The organism is Nonomuraea sp. NPDC050547, from assembly GCF_044457345.1.
In the GTDB taxonomy this organism is placed as follows: domain Bacteria; phylum Actinomycetota; class Actinomycetes; order Streptosporangiales; family Streptosporangiaceae; genus Nonomuraea.
Genome location: NZ_JBITGW010000002.1, coordinates 547686 through 571770 on the forward strand (window position 1 = coordinate 547686; position 24085 = coordinate 571770).

General features: G+C 72.6%; 20 protein-coding genes. 13 read left to right on the plus strand and 7 right to left on the minus strand.

Going from position 1 to position 24085, the window contains the following annotated elements:
- Positions 1-66 precede the first annotated feature (66 nt).
- Positions 67-564: an SAM-dependent methyltransferase gene (locus ACIBHY_RS06885; protein WP_397256817.1), complete on the plus strand. Its 498-nt coding sequence runs from the start codon at positions 67-69 to the stop codon at positions 562-564.
- Here the strand turns inward: ACIBHY_RS06885 and ACIBHY_RS06890 are convergent.
- Together ACIBHY_RS06890 and ACIBHY_RS06895 are read right to left on the minus strand one after the other, a co-directional pair.
- The gene (locus ACIBHY_RS06890) at positions 548-1501 is read right to left on the minus strand and encodes an adenylate/guanylate cyclase domain-containing protein (RefSeq protein WP_184963621.1); all 954 of its coding nucleotides are present in this window, start codon (positions 1499-1501) and stop codon (positions 548-550) included. The genes ACIBHY_RS06885 and ACIBHY_RS06890 overlap by 17 nt on opposite strands.
- Positions 1502-1533: 32 nt before the next feature.
- Positions 1534-2262 carry a FadR/GntR family transcriptional regulator gene (locus ACIBHY_RS06895; RefSeq protein WP_397256815.1) on the minus strand — a complete coding sequence of 243 codons (729 nt, stop codon included), beginning with the start codon at positions 2260-2262 and terminating at the stop codon, positions 1534-1536.
- 114 nt (positions 2263-2376) lie between these two features.
- On the opposite strand from ACIBHY_RS06895, the gene ACIBHY_RS06900 reads away from it, so the two are divergent.
- The 8 genes from ACIBHY_RS06900 (at position 2377) to ACIBHY_RS06935 (ending at position 11049) form a co-directional block, all read left to right on the plus strand.
- Complete coding sequence (locus ACIBHY_RS06900; RefSeq protein ID WP_397306168.1) at positions 2377-3864, plus strand: ABC transporter substrate-binding protein; 1488 nt, start codon at positions 2377-2379, stop codon at positions 3862-3864.
- Positions 3861-4808 (plus strand): ABC transporter permease, encoded by a 948-nt coding sequence (locus tag ACIBHY_RS06905; protein WP_397256811.1) that lies wholly within the window; start codon positions 3861-3863, stop codon positions 4806-4808. The genes ACIBHY_RS06900 and ACIBHY_RS06905 overlap by 4 nt, the downstream gene beginning before the upstream one ends.
- Before the next feature lie 8 nt (positions 4809-4816).
- Positions 4817-5635: an ABC transporter permease gene (locus ACIBHY_RS06910; RefSeq protein WP_397306169.1), complete on the plus strand. Its 819-nt coding sequence runs from the start codon at positions 4817-4819 to the stop codon at positions 5633-5635.
- Entirely contained in the window at positions 5632-6564 is a 933-nt protein-coding gene (locus ACIBHY_RS06915; RefSeq protein WP_397306170.1) for an ABC transporter ATP-binding protein, read from the plus strand. Before ACIBHY_RS06910 ends, ACIBHY_RS06915 begins: the two co-directional genes overlap by 4 nt.
- Complete coding sequence (locus tag ACIBHY_RS06920; protein ID WP_397256805.1) at positions 6533-7327, plus strand: ATP-binding cassette domain-containing protein; 795 nt, start codon at positions 6533-6535, stop codon at positions 7325-7327. The genes ACIBHY_RS06915 and ACIBHY_RS06920 overlap by 32 nt, the downstream gene beginning before the upstream one ends.
- The gene (locus ACIBHY_RS06925) at positions 7324-8502 is read left to right on the plus strand and encodes a M20 family metallopeptidase (protein ID WP_397256803.1); all 1179 of its coding nucleotides are present in this window, start codon (positions 7324-7326) and stop codon (positions 8500-8502) included. The genes ACIBHY_RS06920 and ACIBHY_RS06925 overlap by 4 nt, the downstream gene beginning before the upstream one ends.
- A gap of 112 nt (positions 8503-8614) precedes the next feature.
- Entirely contained in the window at positions 8615-9628 is a 1014-nt protein-coding gene (locus ACIBHY_RS06930) for a P1 family peptidase (protein WP_397256801.1), read from the plus strand.
- Positions 9625-11049: an aldehyde dehydrogenase family protein gene (locus ACIBHY_RS06935; protein ID WP_397306171.1), complete on the plus strand. Its 1425-nt coding sequence runs from the start codon at positions 9625-9627 to the stop codon at positions 11047-11049. The genes ACIBHY_RS06930 and ACIBHY_RS06935 overlap by 4 nt, the downstream gene beginning before the upstream one ends.
- A gap of 47 nt (positions 11050-11096) precedes the next feature.
- On the opposite strand, the gene ACIBHY_RS06940 is transcribed toward ACIBHY_RS06935, so the two are convergent.
- Positions 11097-11510: a peptidase inhibitor family I36 protein gene (locus ACIBHY_RS06940; RefSeq protein WP_397306172.1), complete on the minus strand. Its 414-nt coding sequence runs from the start codon at positions 11508-11510 to the stop codon at positions 11097-11099.
- 102 nt (positions 11511-11612) lie between these two features.
- Here ACIBHY_RS06940 and ACIBHY_RS06945 point away from each other — a divergent pair, with 102 nt between their 5' ends.
- The gene (locus tag ACIBHY_RS06945; protein ID WP_397256795.1) at positions 11613-12074 is read left to right on the plus strand and encodes a ricin-type beta-trefoil lectin domain protein; all 462 of its coding nucleotides are present in this window, start codon (positions 11613-11615) and stop codon (positions 12072-12074) included.
- A 51-nt stretch (positions 12075-12125) separates the two neighbouring features.
- A complete protein-coding gene (locus ACIBHY_RS06950) occupies positions 12126-12890 on the plus strand; it encodes an SDR family NAD(P)-dependent oxidoreductase (RefSeq protein ID WP_397306173.1) in 765 nt (254 codons plus the stop codon).
- Positions 12891-12909: 19 nt separating this feature from the next.
- Here the strand turns inward: ACIBHY_RS06950 and ACIBHY_RS06955 are convergent, their stop codons facing one another.
- Positions 12910-15948, minus strand: a complete 3039-nt coding sequence (locus ACIBHY_RS06955; protein WP_397306174.1) for a chondroitinase family polysaccharide lyase — start codon at positions 15946-15948, stop codon at positions 12910-12912.
- A gap of 186 nt (positions 15949-16134) precedes the next feature.
- Here ACIBHY_RS06955 and ACIBHY_RS06960 point away from each other — a divergent pair, with 186 nt between their 5' ends.
- Complete coding sequence (locus tag ACIBHY_RS06960) at positions 16135-20022, plus strand: hypothetical protein (RefSeq protein WP_397306175.1); 3888 nt, start codon at positions 16135-16137, stop codon at positions 20020-20022.
- A gap of 60 nt (positions 20023-20082) precedes the next feature.
- The gene (locus ACIBHY_RS06965) at positions 20083-21291 is read left to right on the plus strand and encodes a PucR family transcriptional regulator (protein WP_397306176.1); all 1209 of its coding nucleotides are present in this window, start codon (positions 20083-20085) and stop codon (positions 21289-21291) included.
- Here ACIBHY_RS06965 and ACIBHY_RS06970 read toward each other — a convergent pair.
- From ACIBHY_RS06970 to ACIBHY_RS06980, 3 genes are read right to left on the minus strand one after another with little or no spacing between them, the layout of a single operon-like run.
- Positions 21251-22120, minus strand: coding sequence for a bile acid:sodium symporter family protein (locus ACIBHY_RS06970; protein WP_397306177.1), 870 nt, complete (start codon positions 22118-22120; stop codon positions 21251-21253). The two genes, ACIBHY_RS06965 and ACIBHY_RS06970, sit on opposite strands and share 41 nt — an antisense overlap.
- Entirely contained in the window at positions 22117-22962 is an 846-nt protein-coding gene (locus tag ACIBHY_RS06975; RefSeq protein ID WP_397256784.1) for an SGNH/GDSL hydrolase family protein, read from the minus strand. Before ACIBHY_RS06975 ends, ACIBHY_RS06970 begins: the two co-directional genes overlap by 4 nt.
- A gap of 10 nt (positions 22963-22972) precedes the next feature.
- Complete coding sequence (locus ACIBHY_RS06980) at positions 22973-24082, minus strand: alkaline phosphatase PhoX (protein ID WP_397306178.1); 1110 nt, start codon at positions 24080-24082, stop codon at positions 22973-22975.
- Between the last annotated feature and the right edge of the window lie 3 nt (positions 24083-24085).

A 24085-nucleotide genomic window follows, 5' to 3' on the forward strand; every position in this document is an offset into this window, starting at 1 on the left:
GTCGCCTGTCGACCGTACTGACGCATCGGGCGGCGGGCCCGGTTGCCCTGGGGCAGGATGGAGTTCATGGCGGTTCCGGCACGGCTGACATGGGCGGTGGACACCCTCGACGTGCGCCCGGGGGAGCGGATCCTCGAGATCGGGTGCGGCCGCGGCGTGGCCGCCGAGCTGCTCTGCGACCGGGGCGCGCGGGTGACCGCGCTCGACCGCTCCGCGACCGCGATCAAGGCGGCCGAGCGGCGCAACCGGCGCCACCTCGACGCCGGCCTGGCCGTCTTCCGCCTCGGGGCGCTCGAGGACGGCATCGGCGACGGCGGCTACGACAAGGTGTTCGCGGTCAACGTCAACCTCTTCTGGACCCGCTCACCGGCAGGCGAGCTCGGCCTCATCGGGAACGCCCTCACCGGGCGGGGCGCGCTCTACGTCTTCTACGAGCCGCCGGGACGCGCGGAGGAACTGGCGGAGAAGGTGGGCGGCGCGCTGGCCGCGGGCGGCTTCTACGTCACGACGATGCGCGAGGGCGACCTGCTGTGCGTGAAGGGCGAGGTCACAGCGCCCGCTTGACGGTGAACGGCACCAGCTCGCCCAGCCCGCGCACCGTGAGCCGGTCGACCGGGACCAGCCGGAAGGCGCGGTCGCCGGTCAGCTCCTCGGCGATGTCCGGGTCGGCGAGGATCGTCCCGGGGTGCGCCAGGGCGGTCAGCCTGCTGGCGAGGTTGACCGTGGTGCCGAACACGTCGCCCATGCGGCCGATGACCGGCCCCACCGCCAGGCCCACGCGCAGCTCCGGCATGCCGCGTACCTTGGCGTGGGCGGCCAGCAGCCGCAGCGCGATCTCCGCGGCGTCGTGCGCCTTGCCCGAGACGAACAGCACCGAGTCGCCCAGCGTCTTGATCACCCGGCCGCCGGTCGAGGTGACCACGTCGGCCGACCTGCCCTCGAACTCGTCGACCAGCGCGGCCAGCTCGATCTCGGAGATCTGCCTGCTCAGCCGGGTGAACCCGACGAGGTCGGCGAAGCCCACCGCCAGGCGTACCGCGGTCTTCTCCTGCTCGACCATGCGGCCGGCCGCGGCGGCGAGCTGCCTGCGCCAGGCGTAGACCAGCAGTTTCTCCAGGTCGGGCACCACCCGCCGGGCGCGGCGCGTCCACGCCCGGGGCCGGTCGGCCAGCGGGACGCCCGCCTGGTCGAGTTCCTCGGCGCCCAGCTCGGCCTGCGACTCGGCCAGCCGCGCGGTCGCCCGGCCCAGCGAACGGGCCATGAGCAGCACGTGGCCCTCGTCATACAGGCCCCTGCTCACCATGCCGAGCAGCGTGCGCAGGGCCTCGACGTCGGAGTCGGTGAACTCGACCGCGTCGTCGGCGACGTTGGCGAAGCCGAGCGCGCGCCAGAACTTGCGCGCACGATAGACGGGCACCCCGGCCATCTCGGCGACCTGGTGGCTGGTGTAACGACGGTGCTCGCGGAGGAACGCCTCCGTCAGCCCGTCCTCACTCGTCACGGCTGCAACCTAACACCCTGCCGGGCCGCTGGTCAGTCCAGGAGCGCGCGCAGGGCGGCGCGTTCCGCGGCGGGCACATAGCCGACGTAGTAGTCGTACATGGTCTGCCGCGACAGGCGGGCCGCCAGCGGTCCGTCGCCCGCCCGCACCGCGGCCAGGACCTCCTCGTGGTGGCCGATGCTCTGGCGCATCAGCCCGTCCTGGTCGGGCGCGGCGGCGATCTTCTCCTCGATCAGGTTCAGCACGATGGAGCGCACCACGTCGGTGCAGATCTGGATGAGCTTGTTGCCGCTGGCTCTGGTCACGGCGTCGTGGAAGGCGACGTCGGCCGCGCTGAACGCGTCGTAGCCGGTCTCGGCGGCGGCCCGCATCGCGGTGATCGCCGCGTCCATCTCCGCCAGCTGCGCCTCGGTACGCAGCCGCGCGGCCAGCAGGTTGGCCGCGGAGTCGAGCGTCATGCGGAACCCGACCAGCTCGCCCAGCGACAGCTGGTCCACCCGGGCCAGCGTGGTCATCGACTTGTGGAGCGCGGCCGGGGTGAACGGCAGCACCTCGGCCCCGTTGGGGTCCCCGGGCCGGGAGCGGACCAGCCCGCGGGCCTGCAGCACGCGCAGCGCCTCGCGCACGGTCGAGCGGCTGACGGAGAACTGCGCCATCAGGTCCCGCTCGCTGGGCAGCCGGTGTCCCGGGGTGAGCGTGCCGGTCTCGACGGCCTCCTCGATCTGCTCGACGACGCGCTCGTACGCGCGGACGGTGCGCACCGGTTCAAACCGCGGTCCGCCCATGGAAGAGCCCCCTTGACCCGAGCAGTTGAGGACTGGCAGTGTGCGTAGCCTACTGGTCCGACCAGTGCACTAGCCAGGAGGCTGTTGAACATGAGGCGAATCGGGACCATGATCGCCGCCGGCGGTCTCCTGCTGGCCACTGCCTGCGGAGGCGGCGGCCAGACGGGCGGGAACACGGCGGCGAAGCAGGAGTCGCTGTCGGTCGGGTTCGTGGCGGAACCGGCCAACCTCGACTTCACCGCGACCGAGGGCGCCGCGATCCCGCAGGCCCTGCTGGTCAACGTCTACGAGGGCCTGGTCAAGCTCGACCAGGACGGCAAGATCGTCCCCCTCCTCGCGGAGAAGTGGGAGATCTCCCCGGACCGCAAGACCTACACCTTCACCCTGCGCAAGGGCGTCACCTTCACCGGCGGCGCCCCCTTCACCGCCGACGACGTCGTCTTCTCCTTCGACCGCGTGAAGTCCGACTGGAAGCTGAAGATCAAGGCCCAGCTCGACGTCATCGACAAGGTGGAGAAGAAGGACGACACCACCGCCGTCGTCACGCTCAAGCAGCCGAGCAACGGCTTCCTCTACGCGCTGGCCACCCGCCTCGGCGCCATGTTCAGCAGGACGGGCGTCGCCGACCTCGCCAACAAGCCCGTCGGCACCGGCCCCTACCAGCTCGGCAGCTGGAAGCGCGGCGACTCCATCCAGCTCACCGCCAACGGCACGTACTGGGGCACCAAGCCCGCCATCCCCGGCGTCACGCTGAAGTACTTCAAGGACGCCACGGCGATGAACAACGCGCTGCTGACCGGCGGCATCGACGTCATCTCCAGCGTCCAGGCCCCCGAGTCGCTGCAGCAGTTCGCCGATCCCAACCGGTTCCAGACGGTCGAGGGCACCACCAACGGGGAGGTCGTGCTCTCCCTCAACAACGGCCGCCCGCCGTTCAACGACAAGAAGGTACGGCAGGCCGTACGCCACGCCATCGACCACAAGGCGCTCCTGGACACCGCCTGGGCCGGAAGAGGCCAGCTCATCGGCACCATGGTCCCGCCCACGGACCCGTGGTACGAGGACCGCACCGGCGACTACCCGTACGACGTGAACAAGGCCAAGGAACTGCTCGGCGGCAAGACCCACAACGTCAAGATGCGCATCCCCAACCTGCCGTACGCGGTGGCCGCCGCCCAGGTGGTCAAGTCGCAGCTCGCGCAGGTGGGCATCAACGCCGACATCGAGCCGCTGGAGTTCCCGGCCCGCTGGCTGGACGTGGTGTTCAAGCAGGGCGACTACCACCTGTCCATCATCAACCACGTCGAACCCCGTGACATGGGCATCTTCGCCGACAAGTCGTACTACTTCCGCTACGACAATCCCGAGTTCGGCAAGCTGCTCGCCGAGGCCGACAAGGGCACCGAGCAGGAGCAGAGCGACAAGCTCAAGCAGGCGGCCAAGCTGCTGTCCGACGACGCCGCCGCCGACTGGCTCTTCCTCTTCCCGAACCTCATCGTCGCGAAGAAGGGCGTCACCGGCCTGCCGAAGAACGCCATCGCCGAGTCCTTCGACTTCACCGGACTCGCCAAGCAGTGATCGTCTACCTGGTCAAGCGGCTGGCGGTGCTCCTGGCGAGCACCGCCGTCGCCGGCGTGGTCGTCTTCGCCTTCATGGCGCTGCTGCCCGGAGACCCGGCCGAGATCGCGCTCGGCGTCAACGCCACCCCGCAGGCCGTGGCCGAGCTGCGCGAGCAGTACGGCACCGACCGGCCGCCCGTCACCCAGTTCCTCGACTGGTTCGGCGGCCTGGTCACCGGCGACTTCGGCACCTCCTACGTGACCAGCTCGCCCATCGGCCCGCAGATCGGCGAGCGGCTGGCGGTCACCGCGGTGCTCGTGACCGGCGGCATGGTCATCGCGCTGCTGGTGGCGGTCCCGGCCGGCACCTTCGCCGCCGTGCACCACCGCAACCCGCTCGGCGCCGCGATCAGCGCCTTCAGCCAGGTCGGCATCGCCATCCCGGCGTTCCTGGCCGGCATCCTGCTGGTGTTCGTCTTCGCGGTGAAGGCCCAGGCGCTGCCCTCGGGCGGCTACGTGCCCATGGCGGAGGATCCCACGCGATGGCTGCTCGGCCTGCTGCTGCCATGGTTGTCGCTGGGCCTGGTGCAGGGCGCCGTCCTGACCCGCTACGTCCGCTCGTCGGTGCTCGACGTCATGCGCGAGGACTACCTGCGCACCGCCCGAGCCAAGGGCCGCGGCCGTATGGGCGCCTTGTGGCGGCACGGCCTGCGCAACGCCTCCATCCCCGTCGTCACCGTGCTCGGCCTCCAGCTGGCGACGCTGCTGATCGGCGCCGTGGTCGTCGAGCGCGTCTTCGTCATCCCCGGTCTCGGCGACCTGCTCCTGAACGGCGTGGCCGGCCGCGACCTCCTGCTCGTCCAGGGCGTGGTCATGGTGCTCGTGGTCGCGGTGCTGCTCATCAACTTCGTCGTCGATCTGGCCTACGCCGTCCTCGACCCCCGGCTGCGAGGCGCACGATGAGGGGCAGGATGAACGCCGGGCTGATCGTCGGCGGCACGCTGGTCGCCCTCGTGGTGCTCGCCGCGCTCGTCTCGTTCGTGTGGACGCCCCACGACCCGACCCTGGTCGACGCCGCCAAGAAGCTACGGGAGCCCGGCGGCGGCCACCTGCTCGGCGCCGACAAGTTCGGCCGCGACACCTTCAGCCAGCTCATGGTCGGCGCCCGCACCACCCTGTACGTCGGCATCGTGGCCGTCGGCATCGCCGCGCTGATCGGCGCCCCGCTCGGCATGGTCGCCGGGATGACCCCGCGCGGCTGGCTGTCGGAGCTGGTCATGCGGGTCAACGACCTCGTCTTCGCCTTCCCCGCGCTGCTGCTCGCGGTCATGCTCGGCGCCGTCTACGGGGCCGGCACGCTCACCGCGATGATCGCCATCGGCGTGGCCACCGTGCCCGCCTTCGCCCGCGTCGCCCGCGCCGCGACCATGCAGGTCATGGTCACCGACTACATCCTGGCCGCGCGGGCCGCCGGGCGTGGCCGGATGGCGATCGCCGGGCGGCACGTGCTGCCGAACATCGCCTCGATGCTGATCGTGCAGGCGTCGGTGTCGTTCGCCATCGCGATCCTGGCCGAGGCGGCCCTGTCGTTCCTCGGCTTCGGCACCCGCCCCCCGACCCCGTCGTGGGGGCGCATGCTCCAGGAGTCGCAGGAACTCCTCTTCTCCACGCCCCGCCTGGCCCTGTGGCCGGGCCTGGCGATCGCGCTGGCCGTCCTCGGCTTCAACCTCCTCGGCGACGGCCTGCGCGACTACCTCGACCCGAAGCTGAGGAGGATCAGGGAGCGGTGAGCGACCCAGTGAAACTGCTGAGCGTTGAGCGGCTCTCCGTGCGCGCCGGGGACCTCGAACTCGTGCGGGAGGTCTCCTTCGACATCGCGCCAGGCGAGCGGGTCGGGCTCATCGGCGAGTCGGGCTCGGGCAAGTCGCTCACCGCGCTGTCGCTCATGGGACTGCTCCCGGAGGGCGTCAGCGCCTCCGGCACCGCGGTCCTGGGCGGGCACCGGCTGCTCGGCGTGCCGGAGAAGCGGCTCAAGGGGCTGCGCGGCCGTACCGTGTCGATGGTCTTCCAGGAGCCGATGACCGCGCTCAACCCGCTCATGCGGGTCGGCGCGCAGGTGGCGGAGGTGATGACGCTGCACGGCCGCGACCGCGCGGCCGCCCGCGCCCGCACGCTCGACCTCCTGGACCGGGTACGGCTCCCGCACCCCGCCCAGATCGCCCGCGCCTACCCCCACCAGCTCTCCGGCGGCCAGCGCCAGCGCGTCATGCTGGCCATCGCCCTCGCCAACGAGCCCGGCCTGCTCATCTGCGACGAGCCGACCACCGCGCTGGACGTGACGGTGCAGAAGCAGATGCTGGACCTGATCGCCGAGGTGGCCCCGGCGCTGCTGTTCATCACCCACGACCTGGCCGTGGTGGCGGCGATGTGCGAGCGCGTCCTGGTCATGTACGGCGGCCGCGTCGTCGAGTCCGGCCCCATGCGCGAGGTCTTCACCCGCCCCCGCCACCGCTACACCGAGGGCCTGCTCGACGCCTCCCGCCTGACCCCGCGCGGCACCCGGCTGCCCACGATCAAGGGCAGCGTGCCGTCGGCCGGGGCGTTCCCCGAAGGCTGCGTCTTCCGCAACCGCTGCCCCTACGCCGACCCTCGGTGCGAGACCGAACCGGCGTTGACAGGAGAGGCCCATGGCTATGCCTGCTGGCACCCCGGTGATTGAGGCCCGCGACCTCACCCGCGTCTACCGCCGCCCGCGGACCTCGCTCACCAGGCCGGGCGAGGCCGTGCACGCGCTGAAGGGCGTCTCGCTGAGCGTCGCCCGCGGCGAGCGCTACGGGATCGTCGGCGAGTCCGGTTCCGGCAAGTCGACGCTGCTGCGGCTGCTGTGCGGGCTCGACCGGCCCACCAGCGGCTCGATCAGGTTCGCCGGGCAGGAGATCGTGGGCCGCCGCGACCTGCGCTTCCTGCGCAACGACCTGCAGATCGTCTTCCAGGACCCGATGAGCTCCCTCGACCCCCGCATGCGGGTCCACGACATCGTCGCCGAGCCGCTGGTCGCGCAGGGACTGCCGGTCGGCGCCCGGGTCGCCGAACTGCTGGAGGAGGTCGGGCTCCCCGCCGGTGCGGCCGAGCGCTACCCGCACCAGTTCTCCGGCGGCCAGCGCCAGCGCGTCGCCATCGCCCGCGCGCTCGCGCCCGCCCCGAAGGTGCTGGTCGCCGACGAGGCGGTCAGCGCGCTCGACGTCTCGGTACGCGGCCAGATCCTCAACCTGCTCGCCGACCTCATCGACGCGCACGGCCTCACGCTGGTCTTCGTCTCCCACGACCTGTCCGTGGTCAGGCACGTCTGCGAGAGCGTCGCGGTGATGAGCGAGGGGGAGATCGTGGAGAGCGGGGCCGTGGACGAGATCTGGGCCGGGCCCAAGCACCCCTACACACGCACGTTGTTGCAGGCCGTACCCACCTTGGAGGGACTTCTGTGATCGAGATCGACTCTGCGGGCGTGGTGGAGTTCACCCAGGCGCTGGTACGCGTGCCCAGCACCAACGACCCGGCGCGCGGGCGCAACGAGCTGCCCGCCGCCGAACTCGTCGCCGCGAAGATGCGCTCGTGGGGCTGGGAGCCGCAGATCTCCGAGGCCGCGCCCGGCCGCCCCAACGTGGTCGCCGTGGTCGAGGGCGGGCTGCCCGGACCGACACTCATGTTCGAGGGCCACACCGACGTGGTGACCGAGGGCGACCTGGCCGAATGGACCGTCGACCCGTTCGGCGGCGAGATCCGCGACGGCCGGCTGTGGGGGCGCGGCAGCGCCGACATGAAGTCCGGCCTGGCCGCCACCCTCTACGCGGTCCGCGCGCTGCAGCTCGCTGGACCGTTCCCGGGCCGGGTGAAGGTGTGCGCGCTGGCCGACGAGGAGGGGCTGATGCTCGGCGTCCACCACTTCGTGGACTCCGGCCTGGCCGCCGACGTGGACGGGGCGATCGTGGCCGAGCCCGAGGCAGGCGAGATCTGCGCCGTGGCCAAGGGCGCGCTGCGCCTGCGGGTGGACTTCACCGGCAAGATGGCGCACGGCGCGATGCCCCAGCACGGCCGCAACCCGATCCCGGCCGCCGGCGCGCTCATCGTCGCCCTCGGGGCCTACCAGGACGAACTGCAGAAACGTTTCCCGGAGCACGAGCACCTCGGCCAGGTGTACGTCACGCCCACCGTGGCCCGCGCGGGCAGCGAGGAGCAGGTCAACGTCATCCCGGTGGCGGCCGCGGTCTTCGTGGACGTACGGACCCTGCCGGGCATGTCGCACGCCGAGATCGCCGCCCGGGTCGGTGAGCTGGCCGCGTTCACCGGGATCGCCGCGGAGGTCGCCATCCTGGTGGACCGGCCCGCGGTCGAGGTCCCCGTGGACGACCCCGTCGTGGCCGCCCTCGCCGCGGCCCACCGCGCCGTCACCGGGCAGGAGCCGGTCTACGGCGGCGTGCCCGGCTCCACCGACGGCACCGTCCTGACCCACTGGGGCGGCGTCCCCTCGGTGGTGTACGGCCCCGGCGGCAAGTGGATCGCCCACCAGGCCGACGAGTTCGTCGAGGTGGCGGAGATCGTCCGGTGCGCCCGTGTGTTCGCCGAGGCCGCCCGCCGCTTCCTGACCCGGGAAACCGCGTGAAGCCGCTCACCTGGGAGACCCGCGTGAAGCCGGGGCTCGCCTGGGAGACCCGCGTGAAGCCGGGGCTCGCCTGGGAGACTCGCGTGAAGCCGGGGCTCGCCTGGGGGGTGGCGTGAAGCCGGGGCCGCTCAACGCGCTCACCGACGTTCCGGGCATCCGGGTCGGGCACGCGCAGCGCGTCGGCGGCGGTTATCGCACCGGGACCACCGTGATCCTGCCGCCGGTCGAGGGCGCGGTGGCCGGGGTGGACGTGCGCGGCGCCGCCCCCGGCACCCGCGAGACCGAGCTGCTCGACCCCCGCAACCTGGTCGAGCGGGTCCACGCCGTCGTCCTGACCGGCGGCAGCGCGTACGGGCTCAGCGCGGCCTGCGGCGTCATGGACCGCCTGGCCGACGCCGGGACCGGCTTCCCGGTGGAGGGCGGCGTCGTCCCGATCGTCCCCTCCGCCGTCATCTACGACCTGGGCCGGGGCGGCCGCTTCCGCGCCACCCCCGCCGCCGAGCTGGGCGCCGCCGCCTACGACGCCGCCTCGGCGGAGGAGGCGCGCAACGGCTCCATCGGCGCGGGCACCGGCGCGGTGGCCGGCGGGCTGGCCGGTGGCGTCGGCACCGCCAGCGCCGTCCTCGGCTCCGGCGTCACCGTGGCCGCCCTGGCCGTGGTGAACGCGGCCGGATCGGTCCTCGACCCCTCCGGCGGCCTGCTGGCGGGCGCCCGCTACGGCCTGCCCGGCGAGTTCGGCGGCCTCGGGCCGCCGTCCGCGCGGGAGGCGGAGGCCTGGCGGCCGGTGAAGGTCACCAGCTTCAACACCACCATCGGCGTCGTGGCCACCGACACCGCGCTGTCGAAGGCGCAGTGCGGCAAGCTCGCCGGAGTGGCCCACGACGGGCTGGCCCGCGCGATCCGCCCCGCCCACACCATGGTCGACGGCGACACCATCTTCGGCCTGTCCACCGTCGTCCGATCAGAACCGTCGAGCGCGGAGCTGCAGGACGTCCTGGCCGCCGGGGCCGACGTCTTCAGCCGCGCCGTGGCCCACGCCGTCCTGGCCGCCACCGGCCGCCCGGAGGCGCCCGCCTACCTCGACGTCTTTCCCAGTGCCCGGCTCGCGCAGGAGGAACGACCATGAACTGGCCGAGCGGACTGCCGGTGGGGGCGGGCTGGGCGCCCGTCCGGGACACCACCGAGATCGTCTTCCCCTACGACGGCAGCGTCGTGGCCGCCGCGCCGCTGGGCACGGCCGAGCTGGCCGCGCGCGCGGTGGAGGAGGCGCTGGCCGTGGCGCCCGCCATGGCCCGGATGCCCTCGCACGCCCGCCGTAGCGCGTTGACGGGCGCGCACGACGCGCTGGTGGCGCGGCGCGCGGAGTTCGAGCGGCTGCTCGTGCTGGAGACCGGCAAGCCACTGGTCGACTGCCGGGTCGAGGTGGCGCGGACGATCGTCACGCTGGCCACCGCCGCCGAGGAGGTGGCCAGGCTGCACGGCGAGACCGTCCCGCTGGACCTGCTGCCCTCCGGCGAGGGGCTCACGGGGTTCTGGACCCGGCGCCCGATCGGCGTCGTGGTCGGCATCACCGGCTTCAACTATCCGCTGCTCCTGGCCGCCCACAAGATCGCCCCGGCGGTCGCGGCGGGCTGCCCGGTGATCGTCAAACCGGCGCCCGCCACCCCGCTGGCCACGCTCTGGCTGGTCCACCTGCTGCGGGAGACCGGCGCGCTGCCCGCGGCCGCGGTTCAGCTGGTCACGGGTGACGTCGAGGTCGGCCGTACGCTCGTCGAGGACCGCAGGATCGGCGCGGTCTCCTTCACCGGCTCGGCGGCGGCCGGGCACGCCATCGCCCGCAACGCCGCACCGACCAAGGTCGTGCTCGAACTCGGCTCCAACGCCGCCCTGGTGGTGGCGGCCGACGCCGATCTGGAGGCGGCGGCGGACGCGGTGGTGCGCGGCGGCTACTACGCCTCGGGGCAGGCGTGCATCTCGGTGCAGCGGGTGCTCGTCGAGGAGCGGGTCAGGGACCGGTTCCTGCCCCTGCTGGCCGAACGCATGAAGAACGTGGTCACCGGCGACCCCCGCGAGCCGGAGACGCGGGTGGCGCCGCTGATCGACGAGCGTTCGACGGCGCGCGTGCTGGAGTGGGTGCGGGCGGCCGTGGACGCGGGCGCGAGCCTGGTGACCGGCGGGCGGCGCGCGGGCCTGGAGATCGTGCCGACGCTGCTGGCCGACGTTCCCGATGGTGTGGCCGCCTGGGAGGAGGAGATCTTCGGCCCCGTGGTGTGCGTACGCGCGGTGGCGGACCTGGACGAGGCCTTCGCCACCGTCAACCGCTCACGCTACGGGCTGCACGCCTCCGTCTTCACCACCTCCCTGGCCACGGCGTTCGCCGCGATCGACCGGATCGAGGCGGGCGGCGTCGTGGTCAACGAGGTGCCGGGCTTCCGCGCGGACAACATGCCCTACGGCGGCGTCAAGGACTCCGGCATCGGCCGGGAGGGCCCGCGCTTCGCGATCGAGGAGTTCACCGTCACCCGGATGGCGATCATCCGCCCCTGACCGTGCGGGCCGGGGGAGAACCCGGCCCGCACGGCTCCAGCCGTGTTCTAGCCGTGGGAGTCGGGGGAGGTGCGGGCCAGGCCGAAGCAGGAGGGCCCGTTGGGTCCGTCGAACCTGACGGAGTTGAAGAAGTCGCGGAAGGTGCTGAAGAAGTTCCCCTTGTCGCGGGGCCGGGTGACCGCGGAGCAGCCGCCGTAGCCGTCCTCGGAGTAGAGGTGGATCCACGAGTCGGTGCGGTTCCAGTCGGACTTGCCCCTGCTGCCCATGCCGAGGGCGGCGAGGCTGGGGGTGTCGCCCTGGATCTCGATGATGTCGCCGGTGCCGTCGAGCCCGGAGAACATGCAGTAGTAGCCGTCGCGGCAGCGGTCGTAACCGTCGGCCGCCTGGGCGGGGGTGCTGGTCAGGGCGGCCATGGCCACGGCCGCGATCGGGAGCGCCAACAGGTGAAGCTTCTTGCCCACTGTCCCTCCATACCTGAAACTTTCCTTCGACCCTACAGGCTGCGATCTTGGCGGTGAAGAGGGATCTTGCGGCGGGTAAGGAATTCCTGTCTAGGCTGGCGCATGATCACTCACGCGGTCTTAGCCGTGGCCCTGACGGCCACCCTCGTCCCCGCCGGCGGCGCGCCCGGCCCCCGCCTGTTCCGCAACCGCGACTCCGGGCTCTGCCTGACCTGGGGCACCCAGGTCTCGACCGGCAAGACGGTCGCCGCCACCGGCGACTGTGACCCCCGCTCCCGGTACACGCTGTGGAAGCGCACCGCACGCTCCCAGCTCGCCAACCGCACGACCTGCCTGTCCTCGCCGACCGGGCCCCAGGACGACCGCAGAGTCCTGGTACGGCGCTGCGGCAAGGCCGACCGGCTCGCCTTCACCCGCGTCCGCCAGGGCATGGACGGCGAGCACCTGCGGATCTCCTGGAAGAACGGCATGTGCCTGGCGAGCAACTACAAGGGCCACGTCTACCCCGGCCCCTGCTCGACCACCGCCGCCGAATGGGTCGTCGTCCGCTGGTCCATGGACTAGCGGACCGGGTCACCTGGTGCACTGGTCGGACCAGTCACTAGAGTGCTGACCATGACGAGCTACGAGAGGTTGTTCCGCCTGGACGGACGGCGGGCGGTCGTGATCGGCGCCGGCAGCGGGATCGGCAGGGAGTCGGCGCTGGCCCTGGCCGCCCAGGGCGCCGAGGTCGTCTGCGCGGACCGGGACCTGCCGGCCGCCGAGCGGACCGCCGAGCTGTGCGGCGCGAGCGCGTACGAGGTGGACGTGCTCGACGCCGCGGCCGTGTGGACGCTGGCCGCCCGGGCGCCCGCCGACGTGCTCGTCTTCACCGCCGCCACCAACGTGCGCAAGCGGCTGCTCGACTACTCCGGTGAGGAGTTCGCCCGCGTGGTGGACCTCAACCTGCGCGCCTCCTTCGAGGTGGTGCGGGCCTTCGGCGCCGGCATGGTGGAGCGCGGGCGCGGCTCGATCATCGGCTTCGCCTCCATCCGCGCCGCGGTCACCGAACCCGGCCAGGGCGTCTACTCGGCCACGAAAGCCGGGCTCGTGCAGCTTCTGCGCACCGCGGCGGCCGAGTTCGGGCCCTCGGGGGTACGGGTCAACGCGGTCGCGCCCGGCGTGGTCGAGACCCCGCTGACCCGCCAGATCAAGGAGAACCCGGCCTGGTACGACGCCTACGCCGCCAAGTCGGCCCTGGGCCGCTGGGCCCGCCCCGAGGAGATGGCCGGCGCCGTCGTCTACCTGGCCGGTGACGCCGCGAGCTTCGTCACCGGCTCCGTCCTGTACGTGGACGGCGGCTGGACCGCCGTCGACGGCCGCTTCGACCCGCCCACCTGAACCCTCGGACCCGCTCCGGTCAGACCCGTTCCAGCCGGGCCTGCAGCGGCCGCCCGTGCACGGTCTCGAACTCGACCACCGTGCGCGCTCCCGCCGGCCGCACGCGGCACGGCTGCCCGCCGGAGGCGCGCCAGCGGCCCGACAGCGTCACCCGCAGCAGGTGCGGATGGCTCGGATCGTCCAGCCAGCGGCGCGACCACGGGCTGTAGTGGCCGACGTAGCGGCCCCGCTCGTACTGGTCGGGGTCGATGCCGCCGTACAACCGCAGGTCGGGGTCGCACACGGCGAGCACGAGGCCATCCGCCTCCTGCCTGGTCAGCAGCATGGACGGTGTGTCGACCGCGCGCACCAGCCCCTCCCCGGCCGTCAGCCGCTCGAACAACGCGTACCCGGTGATGCCGCTCGCGCGGTCCGTCACGATGTGGGCGCCCTCGTCCGCCCGGTGCACGGTGTACGGCGCGCGCCCAGGATCGGCCATCTCGGCGGCGAAGGCGGCCATGCGCCCGGCGGTGGTGTCGACGACCATCGCGTACTCGTAGCGGGCGCCCCTGGGCGCGGTGCCGTGCCTGATCCAGGCGGTGGAGAAGTCACCGCTGGTCGGCGCCTCGGTGGCGTTGTGCCGGGAGGACTGGGTGGTGCGGGTGAGCGCGACCCGCTGGCCGGGGGCGAGGTAGTAGCCCACCCCCTTGTCGTCCAGCAGCCAGCGCGGCGACAGGTCGCGGGCGTCGTGGCCCCAGGGAACCTCGGCCCCGTCCATGAGCAGGGCGCCGGTGGTGCGGGTGGTCTGGAAGAGCGTGGTCTCGGTCTCGTCGCGGGCCTCGTCGTTGCCGATGCCGGTGCCGATCGCCACGATCCGGTCGCCGAACAGGAAGACGGACTTCCTGGCCCGGTGCGAGCCCTCGTACTTCGGATGCTCGCGCAGGTCCATCGCGAACATCCCGTCGCGGTCGTCGATGCTGTGCGCCCCCGCGAAGCGGGCGTCGGTGAGGAGCATCTCCTCGATCGCGCCGGTCAGGTCGCCCTTGAGGTCGTCCCAGGACCTGTGGATCGTGGTGGTGCCGGGGCGGCGGTTCCAGTCGTAGCCGTTGTGCGCGTAGCCGCTGGCGAGGTTGGTGCCCTTGTTCACCACCTGGATCTGGCCGTAGGTGTTGTAGCGGCCGTACCAGTTCGCGCCGACGTAGATCTCGGTGCTCCACAGGTAGCGGTTGTGGCCGCGTACCGTCACCTGCCACTCCTCGCGCCGGTGCACGGCCAGCGCGGCGTAGTTGAGCGCCCACGTTCCCGTGGGCGCCGCCTCGGGCTTGACGCCGCGCGCGGCCAGCCGTTCGGCGATCGCCTTCTGCTGCGGCGTCGGTACGGCCGGCAGCAACCGCAGGAACGCGGCGCCGATCTCGTCGTCCACCTGGGCCAGCCACTGGAAGGGCACCACCGACAACGCGGTCAGCCCGCTGGGGTTGCGGCCGCTGCACGAGATGGGCCACTGGGTCCTGCCCGCGTGGACGCGCTGGGCCAGCAGGGCTTTCTTGAGCCAGCCGTACGCCTGCGCGGACAGGCGGAAAACGCCGCCGTGCAGCAGGTAGACGATGGGCGCCAGGCCCGCGAAGCCGTCGCGCACGTAGTCGGGGAAGAAGCCGACGTGGTGGAAGGCGGTGCCGTCGACCTTGATGCCGTCCTGGATGCCGTCGGTGGGCAGGAGGGTGGCGCTGAGCCAGTCGCGCAGGACGCGGAGGTAGGCGACCTGTTCGGTGTCGCCGTCGCGCAGCAGGATGGTGGCGAGCATGCCGCGCACGGTCGTGTTGTAGAGGTCCATCATGCTGCCGCGGGCCATCCGGAAGCCGAAGCCGCGAAACATCCGGCCGAGCCCGGTCAGCCAGTCGAGGTCGGCGCGGATCTCCTCCAGCAGTCCGGCCTCGCGCAGGGCGTCGCGCATGAGGTAGGCGGAGTCGTAGTAGCCGCGCACGTCGTAGCCGAGGTGGTGGATGGTGCCCTGGCAGCTGCCCCGGGTCCAGCCCTGCTCGCGCAGGTGGCGCAGCAGCTTGACGTACAGGGCGGCGAGGGCGGGGCGGTCGGGCGGGCTGGCGTGGTGGGCCAGGGCGACGGCGCGCAGCAGGTCGGTGACGGCGCGCAGGGTCGCCGGGTTGACGAACGCCTTCAGCTCGGCGGCGATCTCGGCCGGGTAGATCTGCGCCTGGTAGGCGTGGACGGGCCGGCCGAGCAGGGCGGTGGCCTGGGCGGTCAGGCCGGGCACGTCGACGGTGACCGGGGCGACCAGGTACTCGTCGAGGTAGCGGGCGCGCAGGGCGTGGAGGTCGGCGGTCTCGGCGGCGGACGGCGGCGACATGTCCGGCTTTTTCGTCTTCAGTAGCTGGTCGAAGCGGTAGAGCGCCTGCCAGTGCTGGTTGTCGTACTCGTCGCCCTCGGGGGCGATCTCCGGCAGCTGGTGGTCGCGGCAGGGCGCGTCCGGGCGCAGCGGTACGTTGAGCATGAGCTGGTCGAGGTGCAGCACCCCGCTGCGCCGGGGCGCGACGATCCGCAGCGTGTCCATGTCCGGGTGCGGGCGGCCGCGCATGTCGTAGGCGTGGCGCAGCCAGGCGGTACGCCAGCCGGTGAACCCGAGCCGGAACTCGAACCAGACGTCGGTGCGCGCCCCCCGCCCGAACTCGAAGCGCACCACGTCGTCGGCCGGTTCCGTGTTGTGGATCCAGACGCAGAAGGCGTCCACGAGCCCCTGCCAGGCCTGGTCGTCGCCGAGCCGGTAGGGGTCGGGCCGCCAGCGCAGCGGGGCGCTGACCGTGATCACGTCCCGGCTGCCGTGCTCCCAGCGCAGGGAACGTGTGCCGCAGACCGCCACCTCGCCCGACAGGCTGAGCCCGGCTCCGGACAGCTGCGGCGGCACCGCCGTCTCCAGCAGGAACACCGGCGGGTCCATGGCCAGGGCGCGCTGTTCCAGATCCTGGAGCCCGGTGCCCGTCCGGGCGGCGGCGGGGAGGTGGGGGAGGAGTAAGGCGCTTGCCGCACCGGCCGCGATGGCGGATCGGCGGGTGATCTCGGGTGCCATGCGCGTATCCAATGCGAAATTTTTCTTCACGTAAAGCCCTGGCGGCGGCACATTCTGCCGCCGCGTGGCCGGGTAGTTGGGACCCCAAGTCGGGGACGAATTGACGGTGAGTTGGGACCTGTGGTCGGCTCGTTACTTATGTTTCTGATGGGATGATGAGAACCGTTTCCGGGGGATAGCTCTTCGATGTCGTGGCGTGTCCACACCACTACCGCGTTCCTGGCCGTCTGCGCGCTGGTCGTCGTACCGGTTCCGCCTCCGGCTTCCGCGCAGGTCAAACCGGTGATCACGCCGGTGCCCGAGGTGGTCCCGCCTCAGGACGCGGGCGGGAACGCCGTGAAGCGGCAGCCGTCCCCGGCCGTCGCGGCGGTTCCCGGACGGCCCGTGGGACCGGCGGCCCCCGAGGTGACCACACCTGCCGGGCCCGCGCTCATCGACGAGCTCAGCGCCGCCGCCGACCGGCGCCGCCATGCCGTACCGGATCTGATCCCGGACACCCGCCAGGCCGGGACGCTCACGCTGTCGCGCCCGCTCGCCTCGGTCACGAAGCTGTTCGACGGGCTCGATCCGCTCAAGGGCGTCCCGCTGCTCACCTACCGGCTGTGCGTGAAGACCGCCGAGATCGCCTGCTCGGCCACGCAGCCGCTGGTCAAGCCCGTGGTCGCCGACGTCACCGGCGACGGCGCGCCCGACCTGGCCGCGAACCTGGTGCCCACCGCCGGCGCCGAGGGCACGGTCGGGCTCGGCTTCACGACGCGGCGGCTCGGCGAGGAGCCGCTGGAGGCGACGGTCTGGGCGGAGTACGACGGCCGCGTGGCCATCGGCTTCTCCGGCGACCTCTCGCGCGCCGACCAGGGCACGTTCAGCGTCGACCTGGACGGCAAGAGCGTCAGGGCGAGCGTCAAGCGCACCGAGCCCGGCGACCGCGTCGCCACCATCGCCGGGTTGCCCGGCAAGAGCGCGGTCCGACTCACCCAGACGCCCGCCGCCACCCGCTTCACCGCCACCGCGCGGCTCGACCGCCCGCGCCTGGAGGTGACCAGCTCGGCCCCGGCCAAGCTGGAGGCGCTGGCCGTCAGCGGCGGCCAGACCACCCAGGTGGTCCTGGACGAGCTGCGCTCCCGCACCACCGTCGAGCTCGCCAGGGGCGCCGCCACCGAGGCGCGCTTCCGCTCCGGCGCCGCCATCGGCCGCGCCGAGCTGCGCACCTACGCCTACCGCGACGGCCGCCTGGCCCGCCTGGCCGAGATCGCCGTCGACCGCGTGCCGCCCACCTTCACCGCCCGCTACGGCAAGCAGCGCCTGTCCGTCGCCTCCGGCACGCCGCGGGCCCGCTCGGCGACGATCACCTACTTCGACCGCGCCGCCGACAAGACCGTGCTGAAGGCGGCGCTGCGCGGGCTGCCCGCGAGCGTCACACTCCAGCACGACCTCGCCGCCCACCGCGTCACCCACACCTCCAGCTCGGCGCTCGGCCGCTTCGAGGTCCTGCTGCAGCGCAACGAGGGTGCGATCGCCACCCCGCGCGGCGGCCACGTCACCATGATCAAGAACGGCGCCGCCGTCGGGGTGTCGGCCCTGATGAGCGGCCTGTCCGGCTTCGACGTCACCTACGGCGCCGCCCCCCGTGCCCACCTGAAGACCGGAGCGGGCGGCAACTCCTTCACCGGCGCCGCGAGCATCGACGGCACCCACCTGGCCCGCCTGGAGATCTCCAACACGCCCGCCGAGGTGGACGTCGCCCTCGACCCCGCCGCGCGGACCGCCGAATACACCGCGAAAGGCGTCATCGAGACGCTGCGGGCCGCGTACACGAACGTGAAGACCGGCCCGACCGTCGAGGGGACCGTGCGCGGCATCCGGGACCGGGTGAAGGCCACGTGGGAGCTGGGCGAACGATCGAAGGTCGAGGTCGGCACCGCCTCCAGCCTGCGCGGCATCACCCTGTACGCCAACCGGGCGCACGTCACCAAGACCCTGTCCCCGGACCAGAGCGCGAAGGGCGGAGCCGAACTGCGCGCGGCGGTCGCCGGGCTGCGCAAGCGGGTGACGCTGACGGCCGGCCCCACGTCCCTCACCTGGGACGCCGACGCCTCCGTCCGATCCGTCTCCGCGAGCGCCAGGGCCGCGGTGGGCGGACGGGACTTCCGCGCCGCCGCCGAGGTCAAGGACATGCCCGCCCGGTTCGAGGCGTCCTGGGGCCCGGACGGCTACCGCTTCGACGGCACCAGCGGTCCCGTCGGCGAGGCCGCCCTGGCGGTCACCAACCACGACGGCGCGCAGGCGCCCTCGGGACCCCACCTGGCCGCCCACTACGACCAGGCCACCGGCGACCTGGACGCCAGCGTGCGGATCAAGGGACTGCGGACGGCCACGTTCGCCCCCTCGGGCGAGGGCTTCGCCGCCGAGGTGCGCGGCGCGCCCCAGACCCTGGCCCTGGACGCCGACCTGTCCGTGGCCGACCTCCGCTACGGCGCCCTGGGCACCGTGGGCCCGTTCCCCGGCCGGCTGGCGGTCTCGGCGGGCGGCGGCAAGATCACCTACGCGGGCACCCGCCTGGACGTGAAGGGCCAGGTCTGGCTCGGCAAGTCCGCCGCCCTGCGCGCCCTCCGCCCCGCCCCCGTGCTCAAGGACGGACTCTCCCTGACCGCCGCCGGCGCCACCGGGGACGGGGCGTTCTGCGTGCCGGGCAAGGGGTGCTTCGGGGTGCGGGCGCATCTGGACCTGACCGGGCTGCCCGAGCAGGTCACCGTGGACACCGCCGCCAAGACGTTCGCCTTCTCCGGGTACCGTCCCAAGAGCCGCACCCTGCGCCTCTACCTCCACAGCACCGCCCTGGCCCAGGTCACGGCGTCGGCCACCCTGCGCGGCCTGCCGGAGCGGATCACGAAGCTGGACCTGGGCCCGTTCGAGGCGGGCAACGCGGCCTACCGGATCGAGCCCGCGGCCACGCTGGGCTCGCTCGACCTGCGGGCCGAGTCGGGTGACCTCAGGGGGAGCCTGTCGATCGATCCGGTGCCCGCGGCGGTGGCCGTACAGGGGACCTATGGGGCGCAGACCCGCGTCCGCGTGCGGAACTCCGCGGCCGTGCGGCGGCTCGCGGCCAAGGTGACGGTCAAGGGCAAGGGCAGCGGCGAGCTGCGGCTGGGCGACGTGCCGAAGACCTTCTCCGTGGACGCCGACGCGTCGGCCGCCGGGCTCAAGGTTCCCGCGGTCACCTACAAGGCGGACGCGGGGACGCTGGACGGCTTCATCGGGGTGGAGCGCGGGCTGGCCGATCCGAGCGGGAAGCTGGGTGACGTGTCGCTGTCCGTCAAGGACCTGGCGGCGGACACGACCGTCCGGCTGAACCCGGACCAGTCGCTCGACCTGGTGTCGCGGCCGAAGCCGACCGGGCTGCTGAAGGTGCGTGCCGGGCTCACCGTCGAGGCCGTGGCGCCGCAGCGGATCGCCGTCAGCAAGGAGGTGCCGCACGCGGCCGGGTTCCTCAGCTACCACGTCGGCGGCGCCTTCGGGCTGGGGCGCAGCACGGTCGACGACCTGTCGCTGGGCGTCAGGGGCCTGTCGTGGCTGAAGATCCGGCCGGGGAAGGTCCCGTTCGGGCTCAAGGCGCCGCCCGCGCTCGGGTACGTGACGCCGGGCTTCGAGGGCCAGTACGCCCGCCTGGACCTGCGGGCCGACGGCGTCGACCTGCGCCCGGACGTACGGCTGGACGTCAGGCTGAGCCGGAAGATCGGCGAGGACCTGTTCAAGGAGAGCGTGCGCCTCGTCCCGACCGGCGACCTGGCGCTGCGCCGCTACGACCAGCGCATGCGCCGCATCGGCGCCAAGCAGCGCATCAGCACCGCCGGGGTCCAGCTGGCCTGCCTGACCCTGGACGCCAAGCCGGGCTTCGCCGCGGGCGGCGCCAACGCCATCACGCTGCGCGGCGCCGACGGCCCGCAGATGGTCTCCCTGCTCGACCCCGGAGGCCGCGCGCCCGACTACGCGGTGGACCTGCTCACCCATTTCATGTCGCCGTTCCCGGGCGCGGACTGGCAGGTGGCCGGGGTGAAAGCCGGGAAGTGTGGCTGAGGAATGCCGGTATCTGACTTACTAGAGGGGGATGTGTCGCTGAGTCGCGGGAGCTGACCGATGAGCGAGCCGCTGCGCGTGGCCGGACGGGTCGTGCACGTGCTCCTGGACAAGCAGAAGGTACGGCTGGCGCGCGAGCTCGTCTCCGGCTTCGTGGCCGAGATCCCCTTCTACCGCGAGTTACCCGCGGAAGAGCTCAGCGACGACATCTTCCGCATCACCGAGGAGAACCTGCGCCTGGTGTCCAGACTGTTTCGCGAGCGGCGCCTGCCCAGGCCGGAGGAACTGGAGCCGTCCTGCGCCTCGGCCGCCCGCCGGGCCCAGGAAGGGGTGCCGCTGGAGGCCATCCTGGCCGCCTACCACCTCGGCGCCGGCCGCATATGGGACCTGGTGACGACCGACGCGCGGCCGGAGGAGGTGTCCGACGCGCTGGCCGCCGGCCGGATCATGCTCGGCTACACCGAGGCGGTGACCACCGCCGTCTGCGCCGCCTACCAGCAGGAACGCGAGAGCATGGTGAGCCAGGACCAGCACGCCCGGCACGCCGCCATCACCGCGCTGCTCAGCGGCGAGACCCAGGCAGGGGCCGGCATCCGGCTGGCCGCCCGCTACCTGGTGCTGGCGGTGACGCTCGGCGCCCATCCCGACGAGCGGTTCGGCGCGGTGGCCGGGCGGCGCAAGCTGCACCGCGTGCGCGACGCCGTCCAGAAGCACGCGGCCGAGCCGGTGCTGTCGCTGCTCGAACCCGCCGGCGGGCTCATCCTGGTGCCCGACCTCGACTGGTGCGCCGCGGCCGCGCTGGTCGCGGCGATGGCGCAGGCGGCCGGGGTCGAAGTGCGGGCGGCGGCCGAGGTCGCCGCGCCCGAGGGCGTGGCCGCGGCGGCGCGGCTGGCGCAGGAGGTGCTCGACGTGGTCCACCTCTTCCACCACCCGGCCGGGCTCTACCGGCTGGCCGACGTGCTGCTGGAATACCAGCTGACCCGGCCGAGCGAGGCGATGAGCGGGCTGGCCACCCTGCTCGACCCGCTCACCGACAACCCCGACCTCCTGCAGACGCTCACCGTCTACCTGGAGACCGGCCTGGACCGCAGGCGCACCGCCGAGCGGCTGCACGTGCACCCCAACACCGTCGACTACCGGCTGCGCCGGGCGGTCACCCTGACCGGTCTCGACCCGGTGGACCCGGCGCAGCTGCAGAGCATCGGGGCGGCGCTGGCCGCCCGGCGCGTCACGAACCGGCCGGGACCTCTGCCGGACTCCGCCGCCTGAGCAGGAAGCCCGCCGCGGCCGCGGTGAAGAACATGATCACCCCGTAGGTGGCCGAGGGGACGGCCATCTGCGGGATGGCCAGCAGCCCCATCGCCACCGTGATCGACAGGGTGGCGTTGTGGATGCCGATCTCCATGCAGGACGCGATCGCCTGCTCACGCCCCACCTTGAACAGGCGCGGCGCCCAGTAGCCGATCGCCAGGCTGAGCACGCTGAAGACCAGGGTGATGAGCCCGACGTCGCGGATGTAGCCGCCGATGTTGGCGCGCTCCTGCAGGACCACGCCGACGACGACCAGGAAGAGGATGATCGCCGAGGCGATCTTGACGGGCTTGTGCATGCGCTCGGCGAACACGCTGAACCGCGCCCGCACGAGCATGCCGATCGCCACCGGCACCAGCACCAGCGCGAAGACCTGCAGGCTCTTGTCGAACTGCAGGCCCAGCGCGCCCGATTCCGCGCCGAAGTAGCCGATGGCCAGGTTCGTCACCAGCGGCATCGTGAACACCGCGAGCACCGAGTTGATGGCGGTCAGCGTCACGTTGAGCGCGACGTCGCCGCCGAACAGATGGCTGTAGAGATTGGCGGTCGTCCCGCCGGGGGAAGCGGCCAGCAGCATCATGCCCACCGCCAGCACGGGCGGCAGGTCGAACAGCAGCACCAGGCCGAGGCACAGGGCCGGGAGCAGGAGGATCTGGCACACGAGCGCGATCACGCTCGCCTTCGGATAGGCCAGCACGCGGCGGAAGTCCGCCACGGTCAGGCCGAGCCCCAGGCCGAGCATGATGATGGCCAGGGCGATGGGCAGGAAGACGCTGGCAAGGCTCATAGAAGCGGGGTCCTGACTGTACGGGTGACGATGGCCGCGAAGTTCCGCATGCCGAGGGCGTTCGGATGGAACGGCGTGGCCGCCGACGCGGGGACGTAGGGCTCGATCCAGCGGACGCTGGATGACTTGCAGGGATCGTGGCCCTCACTCGGTGTCTGGAAGTCGACGAAACCGACTCCCTGTGCCGCCGCCTGCTCCCGGAGGGCCTGGTTGAAGTAGGCGATGGTGGCGCGGATGTAGTTGGCGTCGACGGCCAGCACCGGGACCCGGGGCCAGCAGCCGTTCCTGGGGGCGTAGGTGCCGTAGCCTACGACGAAGATCCGGGCTTGGGGAGCGCGGGCGCGGATGTCGCGGATCAGCTGGTCGAGGCGGGGGCGCAGGGCGTCGGTGCCGTCGCGGAAGCGGTCGCGGCCGTTGTCCTGGTACTCGTCGTGGCAGGGGTCGCCGGGCAGCAGGCTCAGGCAGTCCTCGATGAAGCCGGTCAGGTCGAGGTCGTTGGCGCCGATCTGGACCGTGACCAGGGTGGCGTCCGGGCCGACGGCGTCGAGCTGGGGCGGCACGCTGCCCAGGTCGGTGCGCTGCGACTCGTACATGTCCTGGATATCGGCGCCGGAGCACGTGACGTCACGCAGGGAGCCGCCGAGATCGCGCGATGACAGGTGGGCGTAGTTGCGGTCGGAGCGGAAACAGCCGAGCTGGGGCAGGATCTGGTTCGGGATGAGCGGGCCGGAGGCGGCCGAGTCGCCGAGCGCCACGTACACCTCGGCGGCCGCGTGCGCGGGCGGCGCCACGGTGAGGACGAGGGCGGCGGCCGTGCACAGGGTGAGTAATCGACGGATCATCGTGCGCTCCCTAGCGTCGGAACGGACCGGTGACTTCGTAGGTGATGCCGCCCGTGCCCGCCGTCTCGCCGCTGGTGCCGCGCTGGGAGGAGAAGTACAGGCGGCTGCCGTCCGGGGAGAAGGCGGGGCCGGTGATCTCCGAGCGCGACTGGCCGTCCAGGCGCATGATCGGGGCCACGACCCGGTCGGGCGTGATGACGTTGATCTCCATGTTGCCGCCGTCCTCGGCGACGTACAGGTCTCCGGCGCTGCTGCCGGTGATGTTGTCGATGCCGTCGAGCGAGCCGCCGCCTTCGTAGACGGTGCCGAGCACGTTGCGGCCGGCGTCGTAGAACCACACCTTGCGGTCGCCCTTGGCGGTGAAATAGCAGACGCCGCCCGCGTAGTGGCAGCCTTCGCCGCCGTTGAAGTGCAGGGCGTCGCTCACCTGGTGCCTGGTCTGACGCTCCAGTACGGCAGGGCCGGGATCGGGCACCCGCTTCCAGGCCGGCCCGGCGCAGAGCACGTCGAGACGGCCGCTCGACAGGTCGCCCCAGGTGTTGGGGACGAACCGGTAGAAGCAGCCGTCCGACTCGTCTTCGGTCAGGTAGATGACCCCGTGGTCGGGGTCGCAGGCGGCCGCCTCGTGCTTGAAGCGGCCCATGGCGTTGCGCGGCTGGGCGGAGCGCACGCCGTACGGGTCGGTCTCGTAGACCCTGCCGCGGAAGATCTCTTCACACGACAGCCACGTGTTCCACGGCGTGGCCCCGCCGGCGCAGTTGAGGTTGGTGCCGGACAGGATGCGGTAGGCGCGCTCCACCGACCCGTCGGCTCGGAACTTGAGGGCCGAGGCGCCGCCGGCGAGCGGGATCTCGGAGTTGGAGACGTAGATCCAGCCGGTGGCGTCGGGGAAGCAGGCGCCGCCGTCGGGCGCGGGATGCCATCGGGCGCCGCCGACGGTCTGGCCGGAGCGGGCGATGATCCGGCCGGCGAACCCGGCGGGCAGCGCCATGCCGTTGGCGTCGGGCGGGCCCAGCGGGCCGTAAGGACTCAGCCCCGCGGAGGCGTGGGCGGCTTGTTGCCAGAGTGATCCGGAGAAGGCGGCGGCGGAGACGGCGAGGAGGAACGTGCGTCGCTGCATGGC